Raw genomic sequence first — 16,224 nt, 5'->3', positions numbered from 1 at the left:
CACATGGCCGGCTTCGGAACAGCGCCCTTCGGGACCACGCCCTTCGGCAGCGGCGACGGTCAGCCCGTCCCGCCGGAACCGCCCCTGCCCACTCCTGACGCCGTCACTGTCTCCGAGGTCGGCGAGACCGACGCCATCATCACCTGGTCAGGGCCCACCCCGACCGCGTACCGGCTGAACGTCGGCGGGCGACAGGTAGGCTCGGAGGAGTCCCGGATTCTCGTGCGCGACCTCGAGCCCGACTCCTCCTACACGGTGATCGTCGAGACCTACGAGACCGCGGACGAGCCCGGCCAGGCAGCTGCGCCCGTCGCCTTCCGCACCCTCGGAACTACCGCCGTCCCCGAAGAACCGGAACAGGGTCAGCTGTACCCCATCGAGCGGTGGAAGGAGCTCGTCCTCCGAAAGCCGTATCTCGCGAGCGGATCGTCGGAGGGCATCGTCGTCGCAGAGTCGGCGATCAACAAGCCCGACTACGTGGCCGCGGATCTCTTCCACCGCCGCTTCGGACGCGAGCTCGGCGTGACCTCCGTCAACCAGCACAACGGTGGACGGCACCGCCTCGACGTCGTCCTCGGGAACCTGAAGGACGGCTACTACGAGTTCAACAAGTGGGGCCTGATCACGCAGGCGGCGGGCGGAAACGATGCCGCCTACTGCTGGTCCACTGAGGCAGGTAAGCGCGGGTTCAAGCACAACACGACTGCGCTGCTCGGACAGTACCGCTCGAAGGCCAAGGTGCTCCCCGGCAGCCTCGAGACCGGCTCGTGGGTCCAGTCCGAGAACCAGTACTCCGGGAAGACCCGCAAGTCGACGACTCCCGGGTCGACGCAAACGATCAAGTTCACCGGCGTCGGCGCGACCCTGTTCATGCTCGGCTACACCGACCTCGAGGTGGCGACGAACTTCGCTGGCTCGGAGTTCACGTGGTCGATCGACGGGTCTACGCCGATCAGCCGCTCGACGAAGCGGCAGGGCGTCGCCGGGTCGGACAAGCCGAAGAACTCGGTCGTCCCGATCCACTTCCGCGACCTGGCGCCCGGCGAGCACACCGTCGTCATCAAGCACAACGGCTCCGCGGGCGACCCGCTGATCGTCGACTCGCTATGGATCTGGCACGACCGCGTCCAGGACATGCCGTTTACGCTCATGCTCCCGCCGGCGCAGACCACGTTCACCGGTCTCCTGCTGTACCCGGAGCCCCGCCCGACGAACGACATCATCGTCAAGTTCCGCGAGCTGGAGGTCGAGGCGTTCGACGAGTTCGGCCGCGACGGGACCTTCGGCAGTGTGCCCGGCGAGCTGATCGACCGGTACTTCCCGCCGAACGACCGCAGCAAGCGACTCGGTGACGGCCTGCACCCGAGCGACGCCGGCCACGAATCGATCGCGCGGGGACTGCGCGAGGCGATCGAGATGTTCACGCCGACGTCGTACATCCCGACGCCGACGGACCCGACCGATCCCACCGATCCCACCGATCCCGTCGACCCGACGGACCCCGTCGACCCGGGCGACCCGACCGACCCGGTGGAGCCGACCCCTGAGCCCGACCCGACCGTGACGGTCTCGATCCTCGTCCCGGCCAGGGACGCGGTCGCGTCGTCGGCGGTGACGTTCCTGTGGACCAGCGAGCCCCGGCAGTACACGCTCTCGAGCGCACTGCTGATCAACGGCAGGAAGATCGCGGACGGCGCCCCATACGGGCAGGCATGGACAGTTACGGTCCCCCTCGAGGACTTCCCCGCGGCGGACCGCGACGGGTTCGTCCGTTGGGGCGCCCAGACCACGACCCCGTTTGGGACGGTCAAGTCGATCGAGCGCCTCCTCCGCATCGAGAAGCCGCCGGTCGTGCCGCGGCCGAACAGCCCGCGGCTGACGTTCTCGGATCTGAAGGCGACCTCGGTCGTCCTGAGCGGAGCGCCGGCGGACGTCCCTGGCGACGTCGACCGTTACGAGCTGCGCCGAGGATCGACAGTCGTCCGCTCGAGCGCGTCCATCGTCGACTTCGCGAAGGTCATCGAGACGCTCACCGAGAACACCGCCTACCAGTACGCGCTCGTCGCGATCGGCCCGGGCGGCGAGTCCTCGTCCGCGACGGTCTCGTTCCGTAGCCCGTTCTCCCCGGCCGACATCGTCCCGAACTGGTTCGAGACCGGTCCTCGCACTGTCGATGGCGCCGCCGGGCCTGTGAACGGCGACGTCTACGTCCGGTACAGCAGCGACGTCCGCACCACGGACGGCCGACAGCTGACCGCGACGCAGCAGCTGATCAGCGCGATCGACGGTAGGTTCTTCGACCCCGCCACCGCCGAGCCGTGGCGGGGCTACAGGTCCCCGAACCCGGACGACTACATCGAGTGGATCGAGCGCTTCCTCGGTCCCGACGGCAAGGCCCTGATCCGCAACCGCCGGTTCCGGTTCCCGCGGGATGCGGAGGGCTCGACCGTCGACTACCTCGACCGCATCTGGCTCGACGACGCCCCCACGGGTACGTCGCTGCCTCTGTGGGCGCAGGGCCTCGAGGCCAAGACCGACCGGCTCGAGGCCGTCTCTGCCCAGATGGTCCTCGCGGTCGAGGCGACCGCCGAGCGGGTCGACGCGGCGATCGCGCAGCTGCCCGAGCCACTTTCGGCGTACGGCTACCAGGCGACGCCGCTGAACGATCCGACTCCGCACGTCGGCAAGCGGATCATCTTCAACGGCGACTCGCTGAATGTCGCGGACGGCGCCCACGGCACCGGCCCGACGAGCGTCTACGGCTACCTCGTCGCGAAGATGCTCGGCTCCGAGGGCAGCTACCGGATCGACCACGTCGGCGGCTCCACTACCGGCGACGTCGCACTCCGCCTCCTCAATCCGGCGTCCACTCAGTATCAGGACGCGTCCAACCCGGGCGCGGCCAGGCCTGAGGATGACGTCGTGCTCAACGTCGGCAGCAACGACGCCGGCTTCGGCTCCGGCGGCCGCAACCCCGACGACGGCGGCGCACCGTTCTTCGTGAACGGCCGCTTCCTCTACTCCGACGGCATCGAGGCGCTCGCGGGGATCTACCAGTCCCTCGAGAACCTGCACACGGGGTGGGTGAAGACGGGCACCTGGACGACGGTGACCGGCCCCTTCTCCGACGCGGGGAAGGCTCAGCAGACCACGGTCGCCGGGTCGAAGATCGCGCTGACGTTCACGGTCCGGGCAGGCCGCGGCGTGACGGCGATCCTCATGGCCCCGGTCGACTCGACGGGCGCGAACTACATCGCGCGCGTCGACGGCGTCCCGGTGAAGACGGACACCACCATCCGGCACGGCTTCGGCGGCGACGGCACCGCGCTCCACGCGACGCACAGCCCCGTCCCGATCACCTACCGGGACCCGAACTGGGCCGTCGGTTCGCAGCACACGATCGAGATCGAGAACACGTCGGGCGGCCCGCTTATCGTGAACTCGGTCCACCCGTGGGGCGTCTCGCCGCTGATCCGGTTCGCGCCGGTCGTCTACCAGTCCGACGCGGGCTGGGCGCTCCTGCGCCCAGAGGCGCCGTACCGGGCCGACAACCGGCTGGTCGACGAGTTCTACCGGCCGACCCTCGAGAGCATCGTCAACGCGCTCGGCAACCCGCGCATCCGCACCATCCGCGCGGCGCTGTTCGACCAGCTGTTCTCTCACCTCGAGCCGGGCCTGCGGGTCCCGGACGGAGTGCACGCGAACACCACCGGTCAGCTGCGGCTCGCGAAGGTGTTCTACGAGGGGGTGCTGCAGCCGCAGACCGGGGTCGACCCGGACCTGTACCTGCGGCCCACCCGCGGCGAGCTCGCCCGGCTCATCCCCGACGGGTCGATCACGAGCTCGAAGATCGTCTCGCTGGACGGCTCGAAGGTCACCGGTCTCCCGGAGGCCCTGCAAGCTCGGGACCGTGCGATCGAGGAGCGCGCCACGAACGCGGACCTCGACGAGCTGAAGACCGACGTCGCCGCGGCACTGGACGCGCGGATGACGGCCGTCGCGCAGGTCGTCACCCACGGGTCGGTCGCCTCCACGGCTCGCCCGGCGGGCGCGGTGTGCGTCATCTGGCTCGGTACAGTCGAGCCCGCCAACATGGCGGACGGCGATCTCTGGATTGGACCCGCATGAACCTGATCCGCCCGCGAACCGGCCGCGTCCTGCGAACGAAAGTCGGCGGCGTCCTGCGCCAGCTCTGGCCGCAGCTCTCGCAGACGATCCGCTGGGGAGGCAGGACGTGGCTGGTGCGAACCGGCACCGCCCTGTCGCCCGGGCCGAACGACTTCGGCGGCACGTCCCGGAACGTGGCGGTCGAGAGCGACGGGCGGATGCGACTCTCCATCGCTCAGGTCGACGGTGTGTGGACGAGCGCGGAAGTACAGGACACGGCGGGCAGTCTCGGCTACGGCCGGTACCGGTGGGTCTACGACATGGACGTGCTCGGGATGGACTGGAAGCCGGTGCTCGGCCTCTTCGTCTACGACGACGACCCCGCGGCGGCTCCGCACTTCCGCGAGATCGACATCGAGACGACGAAGTGGAACTGGGTCGGGGAGCCGTCGCGCCAGTGGTACTCGGTGCACCCGACGGTGGGGATCCTCGAGCCGCGAACCGGGCCAATCGAGCCGAGGATGGGCGAGCACACCATGTCGCCGGCGTCGCCGTACACGGGCGAGTTCATCTGGCAGCCCGGCCAGGTCTACTTCCGCACCCTCGACGCGAACGGCGTCGTCCTCGGCGAGCACACCGTCACCGAGGGCGTGCAGGTCCCGGGCACCGAGAACGTGCGGATGAACCTGTGGCTGGTGAACGGGGACGCGCCGGCGAACGGCCGCCCGATCGACGTCTACCTCCACTCGTTCGACTTCACGCCCGACGTCACCTTCACGCAGCGCCGGGCGGCGGCGGTGACGGACACCTTCGACGACACGTACGGGTGGGCGCTGCGCGGAGGCGCTGCGATCACCGGCGGCGAGCTCGTCCTCCCGTCCGTGCAGACCTATGCGTCAGCGACCAGCGGCTCGGTCCTCGACCTCCGCGGGTCCTACGCCCAAATCGAGGTGGTCGCGTTCCCCGAGGGGGTCGGCGGGTACAGCCAGGAGGCGCTGTGGTTCCTCCGCTACGACGGCGACAACTTTCTGCTGTTCTTCTACTCGGCCGGCGGGCTGTACGTCCGGGCGCTGCAGAACGGCGTGCAGACGCAGTTCCAGATCCCCGCGTTCGACCCGGCCGTGCACCGGTGGTGGCGGATGGCGCACGCAGGCAGCACGCTCACGTTCTCCACGTCACCGGACGGCGACACCTGGACGACGCGCGGAACCATCCCCGCCACGATGCCCGCGCGGATGCTCGCGACGCTCCGGCTCCGGCTCGAGTCGGGCATCTTCGGCGACCCGTCGGATCAGTCGACCCCGTTCCGGGTCGGACAGATCGGCCGGGTCGATGAGCTGTCGCTCCTGCAGGACACCGACGGCGTCTACTACGCCGGCACCGGATCCTCCGATGCGTTCCGCGTGCCGATCCTTCGCGACACCGACGGTGTCTACTACCCCGGCGCTGCCGGTGCCGACGGCGGCTTCCACCCGAAGCAGGACACCGACGGCGTCTTCTACCCCGACCCCATGACGGAGGACTGAACCGTGCCCAACAGACCATCAGGAAGCGGGTTCGTCACCGAGTCGGCGCTCGCGCTGAAGGCGGACGCGTCGGCAGTGTCCGCGGCGCTCGACCTCAAGGCGAATGCAGCGGAGGTGGCAGCGGCGTTCGCCGGCACGGCGACGGCCGCGCAGCTGAACACGAAGGCGGACGCGACCGCCGTCGAGGCGGCACTGACCTCGAAAGCAGACAGCAGCGCGCTCAGCCTGAAAGCGGACAGCGCCGCACTGGCGACGAAGGCCGACACGGCCGCGGTCGACGCCCTCTCCGCGAGCGTGACCGCGGAGCTCGGGAAGCGCGCGCTGACCACAGCCCTGACAGCGGGGCTCGCGGGGAAGGCGGACCTCTCGGCACTCACGGCGGGGCTCGCCGCCAAGGCGGACCTCTCAGCACTCACGGCGGGGCTCGCCGCCAAGGCAGACCTCTCAGCGCTGAGCGCGCAGGCGACGATCGTCGCGGCGAAGGCGGACGCGGCCACGGTCAACGAGCAGGTGAGAGTGCTCGGCACCCGACTCGATGCGATCGGGCCGGCCACCCGCGACGGACTGGTCGCCCTGACCGCTGACCCGGCGATCTTCAGCTCGACCTACACCCTGAACGCATCCGCGACCATGGTGCACCGGGTGGCCGTCGAGTCGGCTACGCCGATCACGAAGGTCCGCGCGTACCTCACCGTCTACGACACGACGACCACCATCCAGGCGGCCGTCGCCACGTCGGCCGGGGTGATCCTCGCGCAGTCCGCTTTCGTGGCAGGCGGCGGGGCGTCGAACTGGTACTCCTGGGACCTCGGGTCCACGGTGGCCGCGCAGCCCGCGGGGACAGTGCTCTACGTGGTGTTCACGCGGTCGGCTGCGTCTGGTACGGCGACGTTCCGGGCAACGACGTCGTCCACGATGATCGCCGTACCGACCGCACCGTTCATCCGCGCCGCGGTGCAGTCGACCGCGGGCGCCATGCCCAGCCCGGTCGCCCCCGCGTCGATGCTCGCCCTCAACCAGGTCTGCCTCGTTGGCATCTCCTGACACGACGAAACGCCCCCTCACCTACCGCTTCGGCGGCCGGGTGAGGGGGCGTTTCGTCGTACCCCTAACGTTGGCGCAAAACAGTAACCGGCGCCGTGTGTGCTTCGTCCGACTCTAGTCGCCCTGTCCAGCGCCGCAGCCTCTCAGGAGCCACGCCGAGCTCGTGGGATGCACGAGCGAAAGTGGCGGTGGGATAGACGCGAGTGAGAGCTTGGCTTACGAGGAGCGGCGACTCCACCGCCACCGCGACGGGCTCTTCCTGCGTCCATCCTCTCGAGGAATGCTGAATCGACAGTGTTCGATGCCGGGCTTCACTGATAAGACCGAGCCGCATAGCCCGGTACATCACTGCCTTAGCAGAGATGCCGTAATCGGCCTTTACCTCTAGGTAATCACGAAGCGTGGAAGCATCGGTGATGCGGTCCTCGACGACGGTCCGCGGAAGCAGGAAAGCAGAACCGAATGCGAACGCCCGCTTTTCCTGCGGACTCCTGGTCGAGCAAGAAATTGTTGCTGCGCGCCCATCGAAGATTAGATGCCCTAGTTCATGCGCGAGAGTCATCCTCTGCACATCACCCCGCCCGATCATCGGCGTGGCAACGATAGGCCTCTCGTTCTGAACTGTGGGCATAGCGATGCCTGAGATATCTCGCCGATCTGCCTCGTGGGCCTCGTCAAGATCGGTGACCACCCCTACTCCGAGGCGCTCGAGAGTCCTCACGAGATTGGCGATGGGAGCCGTGCGCCCGATGCCCGTTTCTCGACGAAGGTCCTCCGCCAACCGCTCAGGGTCCGAGCTGTCTATTACGACGGGCAACGCTGCGGCATGGTAGCCCGACGCTTGCGAGACGAGGAAAAAGACCCGCGCCGCCTCACGAAATAATTCTTGAATGCGCGCTTGCTCTTGGGCCGTCGCGGCTGCACGACGTCGAAATGCCGGAGGTCCTAGGTGCACAGGGTTGTTGGACACTGTGAAGAACGACAGCGGTTCGCCGAATGCCGAGCTTGCTGCGTGCGCCAGGCTGGAAACGAGCGGCTTTTCCCCGCTTTCGATGCGTGAGAGCTGCGAGGGGTGGATAGACAATCGCGCGCCAAGATCCCGTTGCGTAAGTCCGTGAATTCGACGAAGAGTTTCGAGACGCGCGCCATTTAGAGGCGCTTCAGACATCGCGAGAGCCGCTCTCTTCCTCCGAGATGCGCACAGTGAAAAGGTCCTCTTCTTCATCGCTACCGCCGAAGGAGCGGTCTTCCCAACTCTCAGCAGCCTGCTGCAGGACCAAATTGTAGTCGCAGGGAACAGTGCCGCGATAGCGACCAGGAGCGACTGGACGCACGATCCGAAGGCTCGGCTCAAGGCTCTCGAAAGCACCCAGGAGAAGAAAACGCCGGTCTATCCGGACATCGGAGGGGAGAGTGAACAACGGAACCTGAACCGCTGTCCAGGCGTCCTGTTGTGCCAGTGTGCGCCCAGCGTGGGGTACCCCATTTGTCGTCACGCGACTCTCAGCAAGGACACGCAACGTTGTGCCCAGGTCGGCATGCATCAAGATGATTTGACCATTCATCTTGGGTGAACCGGTCACGGTCCACCCAGAGGGCAGACCTGTACCGAGCAGGGCTTCACGGAAATAAGCCCTCTTGGAGGAGGCGAACAAGTGCGGGTAGTCGCGCTCGGACAGCTTCCGGAGGGCACTCGTCGTCTGCGCAACTGCCGACTCGATGCCGTCAAACAGCGGGCGCGAGAGGAGGTTGCCCTCACGGGCGAGGATGCGGCGTGTTACATCGTCGATCATAAGTTGCAGAGTAGCAGGCCTTCGCAAGATTTGACAGCCAATGAAACACCGACTTCGACGCCTCCGGTGTCCGCTCGTCGGCGGCGCCCCCAACTCTCACCTCACGTCGCACCTCTGGACCCCGATGGGCATGGTCCGCTCGCGGTCAGTTCGGGCAAGTGCTGGGTCGGTGGCAAGAAGGGTGCTTTTCGTCGTTGCTGGCTGCAGTGCAGTGTGCCACCGCGGCCGCACCTCGCGCCTCGACTCTCGCACTTCGGCGCCGCCCGGCAGGCTGGACCGATGAGCGATACAGAGCACCACCTCGTCCTGGTCACCCGACTCTGGGCGAGCGCCCCGACCGTGCTCGGGATTTACACCACCCACGCTGATGCTGAGGCAGCCGTCGCCGACGACGCGCCGACCGGGCCGACGCCGGACCGATACCACCACGAGACGTGGCGCGGCGGCGAGCGAGTCTTCTAGCGTCCAGCGCAGCTGGCCTGGGTGTCGAGATCGAGTCCGAGCAGAGTCCGAACACGGGGGCCAGCGGCCTTCTCCTCATCGGAGCGCGGGCTGAACGTGATCGCGAGAACCTCGTCTGCCGACCCGGCCTGGATGACTCGGTCAAGGTCCGCGAGATCCTTGAAGTAGGAGCTCGCGATGACGTCGATGTCCGCGTCGACCTCCGCCGGCCAGACCGTATCGGCCGAGGAGAATGCGACCGCAGCATCCTGGTTCGCGTCTCGGAGAGTGACCGACGCCTGCTGAAGAGGGGCGATGTCAGCGCCGGAACCCGCGGCCACGACCGCATCGTACGCGTCGTTGTACGCCTGCCCAGCGATGTTCGCCGGGCACACGCCGTCCAAATAGGCGGCGGCCGCTTCTTCCGTCGAGAGAGACGTTGCGGTCGGCTGCGGAGCTGCCTCTGCCGTAGTAGCGGCGGGCGTCGTCGGCGCTACCTGCTCCGCTGAGGGTGCAGGAGCGGCCGTGCAGCCGGCGAGGAGGAGGACCGCGGCGAGGACCGGCACGTAACGCTTCATGCGGGCGACTCTACCGAGCACCCGTGTCGGTGGTCGACCGCACGCTAGGCCCGTGACCCGTTACGACCCGAACCACCCCGAGCGCCCCGACGAGGAGGGCGACCCGTTCGTCCGCGCCTGGCGCAACGCGGGCGAGGAGGCGCCATGGTTGCTCGCCTGGCGCGACGGCAAGGTGATGATGAACCCGGAGGCGGGTCGCTACCTCTACAGCCACGAGGTGCCCGGCCAGCACGGCGACCTGAAGCGCGGCCGCGGCGGACGTCGCGCGTGACTGACGCCGAACTGCTCGACTTCGTCCGCGCCCAGCCCAGCGGCGCTGCCGGCGACCTCGCGATCCGCTCCCACTTCGGGAGTCCCGCGCGCTTCTACCAGCGCCTCGGCCGAGTACTCAACGACGAGGCCGCGCTGCGCCACGACCCCGAGCTCGTCCACCGCCTGCGACGCATCCGCGATGAGCTGGCCCGCACCAGCGCGGAGAGGCGTTTGCGATGAGTAAACGATGGTTCGCCGCCCTCGACCTCTGCTGAAGGCCGCCCGGTCCCCAGGGAGAGTGCCCCCGGCAGGAATCGAACCTGCGACCAAGAGATTAGAAGGCTCCTGCTCTATCCGCTGAGCTACGGGGGCGGACTCCGACCACGATACCGAAGCACAGAGGCCGCGCCCGCCGGGGCCTAGGCGCCCCGGACGAGTCCCAGCACTCCCACGACGAGGGAGACCACGGCGAGGGCGAGCGACACGCCGATGAGCACCGTGTGCACGCGGAGGAAGGTCGTCGCGCGGCCGTCCGCGTCGCGCGCCCGCGGGTTCTTGCGGACGCGGCGGAGGAAGGGCGGCCAGACGATCGCGTTCCACACGGCGTTGACGATGAGGAGGCAGCAGGCGAGCGTGATCACGAGGGTCCAGTGTAGGAGGAGCGAGGCGGCCGGACCGGGTGTCGGCGGCCGCCGATAGACTGCCCCGCATGAGTAGCGCCCCCGACCGTCTTGTCTGGATCGACTGCGAGATGACGGGGCTCGACCTCTCCGTCGACGAGCTCGTCGAGATCGCCGTCGTCGTCACCGACTTCGAGTTGAACCCGCTCGACGAGGGGCTCTCCCTCGTCATCCGGCCCGACGCGACCGCGCTCGAGAACATGGGCGACTTCGTCCGGTCGATGCACGAGACCTCCGGGCTACTGGTCGAGATCCCCTCCGGCGTCAGCGTCGCGGAGGCCGAGTACGAGGTGCTGGAGTACGTGCTGAAGCACGTCCCGGCGGAGCAGCAGGCCCCCCTCGCCGGCAACTCGATCGGCACCGACCGCGCCTTCCTCGCGAAGTTCATGCCGCGTCTCGACGGCCACCTGCACTACCGCAACGTCGACGTCAGCACGATCAAGGAGCTGGCACGGCGGTGGTTCCCGCGCATCTACTTCAACGCGCCCAAGAAGCACGGCGGACACCGCGCTCTCGCCGACATCCTCGAGAGCATCCGAGAGCTGCAGTACTACCGCCGTGCCGTGTTCGTGGAGCAGCCGGGGCCGAGCACCGCCGAGGTGCAGGCCGTGTCGGCCGCCGTCGTGGACGAGTTCGCCTCGCGGATGTAGTACTCTCGTACAGTTGCTTCGGCGGGTCACCCCGCCGGAACACGCTCCTGGTGGGTATAGCTCAGTTGGCAGAGCGCCTGGTTGTGGTCTAGGAGGTCGCGGGTTCGAGCCCCGTTACTCACCCCAGTGGCTGTGCATGCAGCGGAAGAGGCCCGGAGTTCCGACTCCGGGCCTCTTCGCACATCCGGCGACCGGCAGCGATCGCCGACGCAGAGAGGTCCCGGATGCTCGAGCTGGACGAGGACGCCTTCGAAGCCCTGGTGATCTCCGAGCTCGACGCGCTCCCGGACGACATGGTCGACGGGCTCGACAACGTCGTGTTCGTCGTGGAGGACCGGCCCGAGGACGGGACCCTGGATCTGCTCGGCTACTACGACGGCGTCGCCCTCACCGAGCGCGAGCGCTACGGCTTCGGCGAGATGCCCGACCGCATCGTGCTGTTCCGCGAGCCGCACCTCGCCGCGTGCGACGATCTGGACGCGCTGCGCGACGAGATCCACGTCACGCTCGTCCACGAGATCGCCCACTTCTACGGCATCGACGACGACCGGCTGCACGAGCTCGGCTGGGCCTGATCACCGCCGAGGGCGAGCCTCTCACCGGCATCCGCGCGTCGCAGCGCTCGGAGTGGACCCCTCAGCCGCGCACCGCTCCCCCGCCGCCCGTGTCCAGCACGAGGTCGGCGTTCTCCCGGGGCCGCTCCCGAGCGCAGTAGGAGCGGAAGTCGCGGTCCCAGGCGTCCCAGTGCGGAGCGAAGAGCTCGCCGTCGCGCTCGAGCGCGCGCACGCGCCGCACCTCGTCGTCGGCCTCGAGCCAGACCACCAGATCGGCGTGGCGGCGCGCGGCGGCGCCGGCCGATCCGCAGCCCTCGAGCACGAGAAGCGGCTCGCGGACGACGCGGCGCCCGGCCGTCGTCCCCGCGGCCCAGTTCCAGGGCCGCCAGCGCGCCGCGAGGCCGAGGCCGTGGGGGCGGACGAGCGTCGCGGCCGTCTCCCGCGACGCCCGGTCCAGGCCCGTCCAGCCGGGGTAGAGGTCGTCCATCCGCACGAGCGCGACCGACGATGCCGCCGGCGCGAGACGGAGCTGCTCGACCAGCGCGCGCGCGAACGTCGACTTGCCGGAGCCGCTCGGTCCGTCCAGCAGCACCGTCCGACGACGCCGCGCGATCACGGAGCGGGCGAGGTCGCCCGCCGTCCGATCCGTCAGCGGCAGGATCCGCTCAGCCATGCAGGACGAAGCTCCAGGAGCCGGTGACGACGGCGGCGGTCACGGCGACGGCAGCGATCAGCGCTCCGCCCGCGAGCAGCAGGAGGTCGCCGGCTCCGAGGCGCGACTGCCGCGCCCAGGTGCGCGGGACGCCGGAGCCGAAGCCCTTCGCCTCCATCGCCGTCGCGAGCCTGCTCCCCCGCCGGATGGCCAGCACGAGCAGCGAGAACGTGCGGGCCGCGAGGCTGCGGAGCGCCTCGACGGGCCCGCGGCCGTCGGCGACCCCGCGGGCGCGGCGGGCCATCGACAGGGTGCGCCAGTCGTCGACGAGCAGACCGACGAGCCGCATGCCGGCGAGAGCGCCGAGCACGAAGCGCGAGGGCAGTCGCAGGATCTGCGCGAGGCCGTCCGCCAGGTCGGTCGGGTCGGTGGTGGCGATGAGGACCACGCTCGGCAGTCCGATCGCCAGGACGCGCAGCGCGATGGCCAGCCCGAGGGCGACGGATCCCTCCGTGACCGAGACGATGAGGAACTCCGCGTAGACGGCGCCGCTGTCACGCCCGTAGAGGACAGTCGAGAGGCCGGCGAGCGGAGCCGCGATCCAGACGGGAGCCGTCCGCCGCACGAGCTCACCCGCCCGGAGCCCTGCGAAGGGCAGAACCAGCAGCTCGAGCGCCAGCGCCGTCGCCGCGGAGACCGCATCGACCGTGAGGAGGAGCGCGAACGCGATGACCAGGCTGGCGAGGAGCTTGGCGACCGGGTTGGCCCGGGCGATCCGGCTGCGCGCGGGAACGGAGTCGAGGAGCGTCATCCCGACACCGCCTCGCGGGCGCCGAGGGTGACGACCGAGTCGGCGAGGGCGGCGACCAGCGCCTCGTCGTGGGTGACGGCGAGCACCGCCGTGCCCGCGTCGCGCTGCTCGGCGAGGAGGTCGACGAGCACCTCCCAGGTCAGGCGGTCCTGCCCGAACGTCGGCTCGTCGAGGACGAGCACGGACGGCGACCGGGTGAGGGCGGACGCGACGGCCAGGCGCCGCTTCTCGCCTCCGGAGAGGGTGAACGGATTGGCGTCGGCGAGGTGCGCGAGGCCGAGGCGCTCCAGGAGCTCCTCCGCCGGATGCCGCTCCGCCTCGTCGCGGGCGCCCAGCGCGAGCTCGGCGCGCACGCGAGCGGTGAGGAACTGGTGCTCCGGCTCCTGGAACACCATCGCGATCCGTCCGGCGAGCTGAGCCGAGGTCCAGCGGATCGGCTCCGGGCCCGCACCGGCGCGGAGCGACTCAGAGGCGGTCACCCGCCCCGCGACCGGCGGCAGGAGACCGGCCAGCGTGAGCGCGAGGGTCGACTTCCCCGCGCCGTTGGGTCCCAGCACGGCCGTGGCCCGCGCGGAGTCGACGGCGAGCTCGAGCCCCGAGGCCACGATGGTCGAGCGGCGGCGCCCGAGGACGGGCCGGCCGATGGCGAGGTCGTGCGCGCTCAGGGCGGCGGGCGAGGGCAGCACGCTCGCCCCGCGCCGGGCGGGGGTGTCACCGGGCAGCCAGACGCCGGAGGCGCGGAGCACGTCGTGCGTTCGATCGAGGACCTCGACTGGAGCGCCGTCGGCGACGACCGCGCCGTCCCGCCCGAGCACCACGACCCGGTCGACGAGGCCGACCCACACGTCGACCCGGTGCTCGACGACGATCAGCGTCGCCCCCGTGCGGGCGGCCGTGCGCTCCACCGCCGCCCGCACCTCGCGTACACCGTCCGGATCGAGGTTGGCGGTGGGCTCGTCGAGGAGCAGGAGCCGCGGACGCATGGCGAGCACGCCCGCCAGGGCGAGCCTCTGCTTCTGCCCGCCCGAGAGCGCCGAGGTGGAGTGGTTTAACGGGACGTCGAGACCGACGTCGCCGAGCGCCTCCCGAACCCGCGCGGGGATCTCCTCGCGCGGCACGCCGAGGTTCTCGCAGGCGAACGCGACGTCGTCGCCGACCCGCGCCAGGACCGCCTGAGTGTCCGGATCCTGCAGCACGAGCCCCGCGACACCGCGCCGGGTGAGCGGCGCGGCTCCGTCGATCTCGAGCTCGCCCGCCGCGGAGCCGTCCTCCTCCCCGCCGAGGACGCCGGCCAGGGCGTGCAGCAGCGTGCTCTTTCCCGCGCCGGAGGGGCCGAGGAGCAGCACGCGCTCCCCCGGCTCCAGCGCGAGATCGAGGCCGGAGAGGGCGTCGCGGGAGCGTCCCGCGTGCCGCCAGCTCCAGCCCCGCGCCCGGACGGAGGCGCCGCTCATCGAGCGCCCGCGCCGGCTCCCTCGACCGTCCGGCCCTCGCGCCCGGAGGCGAAGCGGTCCAGCGCTCCCGAGGCCGCGAGCCCCCGCACCGCGAACCAGGACAGCAGCCCGGCCAGGAGCGCGCCCGAGACGATCGAGGAGGCGACGTAGACGGTCTTGAAGAGCGCGTCGTTGACGGCGTAGTACGACAGCAGGTCGTTGATCGCGAGGGCCAGCCCGGCACCGGCACCGGCCAGCATCGCGACGAGCGGACGGCCGCTGCGGTAGAGGAAGAGCGCCAGGACGATCTCCGCGCCGAGTCCCTGCACGAGTCCGGAGATCAGCACGGTGAAGCCCCACTGGGTGCCGATCAGAGCCGACACGGCCGCGGCGACCAGCTCGGTGTAGAGCGCGGCTCCGGGCTTGCGGATGATCAGGCCGCCGAGGACGCCGGCGAAGAGCCAGCCGCCGCCGAGGAGCCCGCCGAGCCCGGGCAGGAACTCGAAGGCGAGGCCGAGGACGTTCGTCGCCAGGCCCCAGGCCCAGAAGACGATCCCGCTCGCGACGGCGACGACGCTCGCCACCACGATGTCGACGACCCGCCAGCGCAGATCGCGCCGGGCCGGGGCGGAGGAGGTGAGGTTCTGCGCGTTCGTGTTCTGCGCGTTCGTGTTCTGCGCGTTCGTGTTCTGCGCGTTCGTGTTCTGCGCGTTCGTGTTCTGCGCGTTCGTGTTCTGCGCGTTCGTGTTCTGCACTGACGTGCCCTTTCGTGGAAGCGAATGGAGGGCACGGGTTGGTAAGAGGAGATCGAAACGTTCCTTCGCTGGCATGACCCAGATCAGGTTCGACGGTCGAAGGCTGCTGCCTTCCTCTCAGCCCGGTGCACCGGACTCCCGTGTTCGTCGGCAATCATAGACGTCATGTCGTGGTCGGTGGTCGTCGTCCTGGCCGTGCTGCTGATCGTTCTGCTGCAGGCTCTGCTCTGGCAGCGCCGTGCGCGGATCCGCCGCGAGCTGCTCAGCTACGGCACGCGGGTGCCGGCGCGCGTCGTCGGGCCGGATCCGGCACGCGGCGATCGCGATTCGGCACGGGATCTGGGCAGGCTCCTGGTCGTCTACCGGACCGCCGAGGGTGTGGAGAAGCGCGCGCAGAAGTACCCGCTGAAGCGGGGGGACGCGTGGATGGCCGGCGAGCCCGCCGCGGTGATCTACGACCCCCGCCGGCCGGACGACGCCGAGCGGCTGATCGTCGGCTTCGGCCGGACGAAGAAGAAGTGGTACCCCGCGCGCCAGCAGCGCGCCAGCTGACGCGGGGCCGCTCCGGCTACTTCTTGAGGGCGCGGATGATGCGCGCGAGGGCCTTGCCGGTCACCCACACGAAGGGGATGCCGACGGCGAGGACCGAGATCACGTTCGGCTGGAACCGCAGGCCGAGGTCGTCCTTGATGTAGGCGCCGATCGGGATGACCGTGGCGCCACCGCCTCCGCCGCCGCCCTCCTGGCCGTCCTCGGAGCCGCTGCCTCCGCCGAAGCCGAACCAGCGGAGGGCGACGGGGACGAGCGAGACGCCGTCGACGGTGACGGGCTCGCCGTAGATCGTCGCGGTACCCGCGGTGGTGACGGTGTCGGCCAGGGAGACTGCGATGTTGGGCATGGTGCGACGGTACTCCGCGGCTCTCCGCGGCGACAAGCGGCCCGCCGGGGCGC

The 16,224-nt window shown here is 69.8% G+C and carries 18 protein-coding genes, 2 tRNA genes and 1 riboswitch; of the genes, 10 read left to right on the top strand and 10 right to left on the bottom strand.

The window, feature by feature from the left end; all coding sequences use genetic code 11:
• Positions 1 to 3: 3 nt before the first annotated feature.
• From C5B92_RS06990 to C5B92_RS06980, 3 genes are read left to right on the top strand one after another with little or no spacing between them, the layout of a single operon-like run.
• Entirely contained in the window at positions 4 to 4,128 is a 4,125-nt protein-coding gene (locus C5B92_RS06990; RefSeq protein ID WP_104350206.1) for a hypothetical protein, read from the top strand.
• Complete coding sequence (locus tag C5B92_RS06985) at positions 4,125 to 5,633, top strand: hypothetical protein (RefSeq protein ID WP_104350205.1); 1,509 nt, start codon at positions 4,125 to 4,127, stop codon at positions 5,631 to 5,633. The genes C5B92_RS06990 and C5B92_RS06985 overlap by 4 nt, the downstream gene beginning before the upstream one ends.
• A gap of 3 nt (positions 5,634 to 5,636) precedes the next feature.
• Positions 5,637 to 6,677, top strand: a complete 1,041-nt coding sequence (locus C5B92_RS06980) for a hypothetical protein (RefSeq protein WP_146079275.1) — start codon at positions 5,637 to 5,639, stop codon at positions 6,675 to 6,677.
• 64 nt (positions 6,678 to 6,741) lie between these two features.
• On the opposite strand, the gene C5B92_RS06975 is transcribed toward C5B92_RS06980, so the two are convergent.
• Both C5B92_RS06975 and C5B92_RS16890 read right to left on the bottom strand, forming a co-directional pair.
• The gene (locus C5B92_RS06975; protein ID WP_181028761.1) at positions 6,742 to 7,845 is read right to left on the bottom strand and encodes an ImmA/IrrE family metallo-endopeptidase; all 1,104 of its coding nucleotides are present in this window, start codon (positions 7,843 to 7,845) and stop codon (positions 6,742 to 6,744) included.
• The gene (locus C5B92_RS16890; RefSeq protein ID WP_146079274.1) at positions 7,838 to 8,470 is read right to left on the bottom strand and encodes a hypothetical protein; all 633 of its coding nucleotides are present in this window, start codon (positions 8,468 to 8,470) and stop codon (positions 7,838 to 7,840) included. The genes C5B92_RS06975 and C5B92_RS16890 overlap by 8 nt, the downstream gene beginning before the upstream one ends.
• A 279-nt stretch (positions 8,471 to 8,749) precedes the next feature.
• On the opposite strand from C5B92_RS16890, the gene C5B92_RS06970 reads away from it, so the two are divergent.
• On the top strand, positions 8,750 to 8,932 hold the full coding sequence (locus C5B92_RS06970) for a hypothetical protein (RefSeq protein WP_104350202.1): 183 nt from the start codon (positions 8,750 to 8,752) through the stop codon (positions 8,930 to 8,932).
• Here the strand turns inward: C5B92_RS06970 and C5B92_RS06965 are convergent.
• Positions 8,929 to 9,489 (bottom strand): hypothetical protein, encoded by a 561-nt coding sequence (locus C5B92_RS06965; RefSeq protein WP_104350201.1) that lies wholly within the window; start codon positions 9,487 to 9,489, stop codon positions 8,929 to 8,931. The two genes, C5B92_RS06970 and C5B92_RS06965, sit on opposite strands and share 4 nt — an antisense overlap.
• Positions 9,490 to 9,541: 52 nt before the next feature.
• On the opposite strand from C5B92_RS06965, the gene C5B92_RS17635 reads away from it, so the two are divergent.
• Entirely contained in the window at positions 9,542 to 9,760 is a 219-nt protein-coding gene (locus C5B92_RS17635) for a hypothetical protein (RefSeq protein WP_258061294.1), read from the top strand.
• Complete coding sequence (locus C5B92_RS17630; protein ID WP_258061293.1) at positions 9,757 to 9,981, top strand: DUF3263 domain-containing protein; 225 nt, start codon at positions 9,757 to 9,759, stop codon at positions 9,979 to 9,981. The genes C5B92_RS17635 and C5B92_RS17630 overlap by 4 nt, the downstream gene beginning before the upstream one ends.
• Before the next feature lie 59 nt (positions 9,982 to 10,040).
• Here the strand turns inward: C5B92_RS17630 and C5B92_RS06955 are convergent.
• Positions 10,041 to 10,113, bottom strand: a tRNA-Arg gene (locus tag C5B92_RS06955).
• A gap of 47 nt (positions 10,114 to 10,160) precedes the next feature.
• Positions 10,161 to 10,382, bottom strand: coding sequence for an SCO4848 family membrane protein (locus tag C5B92_RS06950; protein ID WP_104350199.1), 222 nt, complete (start codon positions 10,380 to 10,382; stop codon positions 10,161 to 10,163).
• 68 nt (positions 10,383 to 10,450) lie between these two features.
• Here C5B92_RS06950 and orn point away from each other — a divergent pair, with 68 nt between their 5' ends.
• The 3 genes from orn (at position 10,451) to C5B92_RS06935 (ending at position 11,646) form a co-directional block, all read left to right on the top strand.
• Positions 10,451 to 11,071 carry an oligoribonuclease gene (gene orn, locus C5B92_RS06945; protein ID WP_104223718.1) on the top strand — a complete coding sequence of 207 codons (621 nt, stop codon included), beginning with the start codon at positions 10,451 to 10,453 and terminating at the stop codon, positions 11,069 to 11,071.
• Positions 11,072 to 11,121: 50 nt separating this feature from the next.
• Positions 11,122 to 11,197, top strand: a tRNA-His gene (locus C5B92_RS06940).
• A 98-nt stretch (positions 11,198 to 11,295) separates the two neighbouring features.
• Positions 11,296 to 11,646 (top strand): metallopeptidase family protein, encoded by a 351-nt coding sequence (locus C5B92_RS06935; RefSeq protein WP_104223719.1) that lies wholly within the window; start codon positions 11,296 to 11,298, stop codon positions 11,644 to 11,646.
• A 61-nt stretch (positions 11,647 to 11,707) separates the two neighbouring features.
• Here C5B92_RS06935 and C5B92_RS06930 read toward each other — a convergent pair whose 3' ends face one another.
• From C5B92_RS06930 to C5B92_RS06915, 4 genes are read right to left on the bottom strand one after another with little or no spacing between them, the layout of a single operon-like run.
• On the bottom strand, positions 11,708 to 12,298 hold the full coding sequence (locus C5B92_RS06930) for an AAA family ATPase (protein WP_258061292.1): 591 nt from the start codon (positions 12,296 to 12,298) through the stop codon (positions 11,708 to 11,710).
• Complete coding sequence (locus C5B92_RS06925) at positions 12,291 to 13,088, bottom strand: energy-coupling factor transporter transmembrane protein EcfT (protein WP_104254936.1); 798 nt, start codon at positions 13,086 to 13,088, stop codon at positions 12,291 to 12,293. The genes C5B92_RS06930 and C5B92_RS06925 overlap by 8 nt, the downstream gene beginning before the upstream one ends.
• On the bottom strand, positions 13,085 to 14,539 hold the full coding sequence (locus C5B92_RS06920) for an ABC transporter ATP-binding protein (RefSeq protein ID WP_104254937.1): 1,455 nt from the start codon (positions 14,537 to 14,539) through the stop codon (positions 13,085 to 13,087). Before C5B92_RS06920 ends, C5B92_RS06925 begins: the two co-directional genes overlap by 4 nt.
• Positions 14,536 to 15,129, bottom strand: a complete 594-nt coding sequence (locus C5B92_RS06915; RefSeq protein WP_104247316.1) for an ECF transporter S component — start codon at positions 15,127 to 15,129, stop codon at positions 14,536 to 14,538. Before C5B92_RS06915 ends, C5B92_RS06920 begins: the two co-directional genes overlap by 4 nt.
• Before the next feature lie 187 nt (positions 15,130 to 15,316).
• Positions 15,317 to 15,424, bottom strand: a riboswitch (TPP riboswitch).
• 14 nt (positions 15,425 to 15,438) lie between these two features.
• Between C5B92_RS06915 and C5B92_RS06910 the strand changes: the two genes are divergently transcribed.
• Positions 15,439 to 15,825, top strand: a complete 387-nt coding sequence (locus C5B92_RS06910) for a DUF3592 domain-containing protein (RefSeq protein ID WP_104223723.1) — start codon at positions 15,439 to 15,441, stop codon at positions 15,823 to 15,825.
• Positions 15,826 to 15,841: 16 nt separating this feature from the next.
• Here the strand turns inward: C5B92_RS06910 and C5B92_RS06905 are convergent, their stop codons facing one another.
• Positions 15,842 to 16,171, bottom strand: a complete 330-nt coding sequence (locus C5B92_RS06905) for a hypothetical protein (RefSeq protein WP_104223724.1) — start codon at positions 16,169 to 16,171, stop codon at positions 15,842 to 15,844.
• Positions 16,172 to 16,224: the final 53 nt, after the last annotated feature.

The sequence above is a fragment of the Rathayibacter sp. AY1A4 genome (genome assembly GCF_002930955.1).
Lineage (GTDB): Bacteria > Actinomycetota > Actinomycetes > Actinomycetales > Microbacteriaceae > Rathayibacter.
Note: the sequence above shows the minus strand (reverse complement) of the source record. Positions and strands in the feature narration are given on the sequence as shown.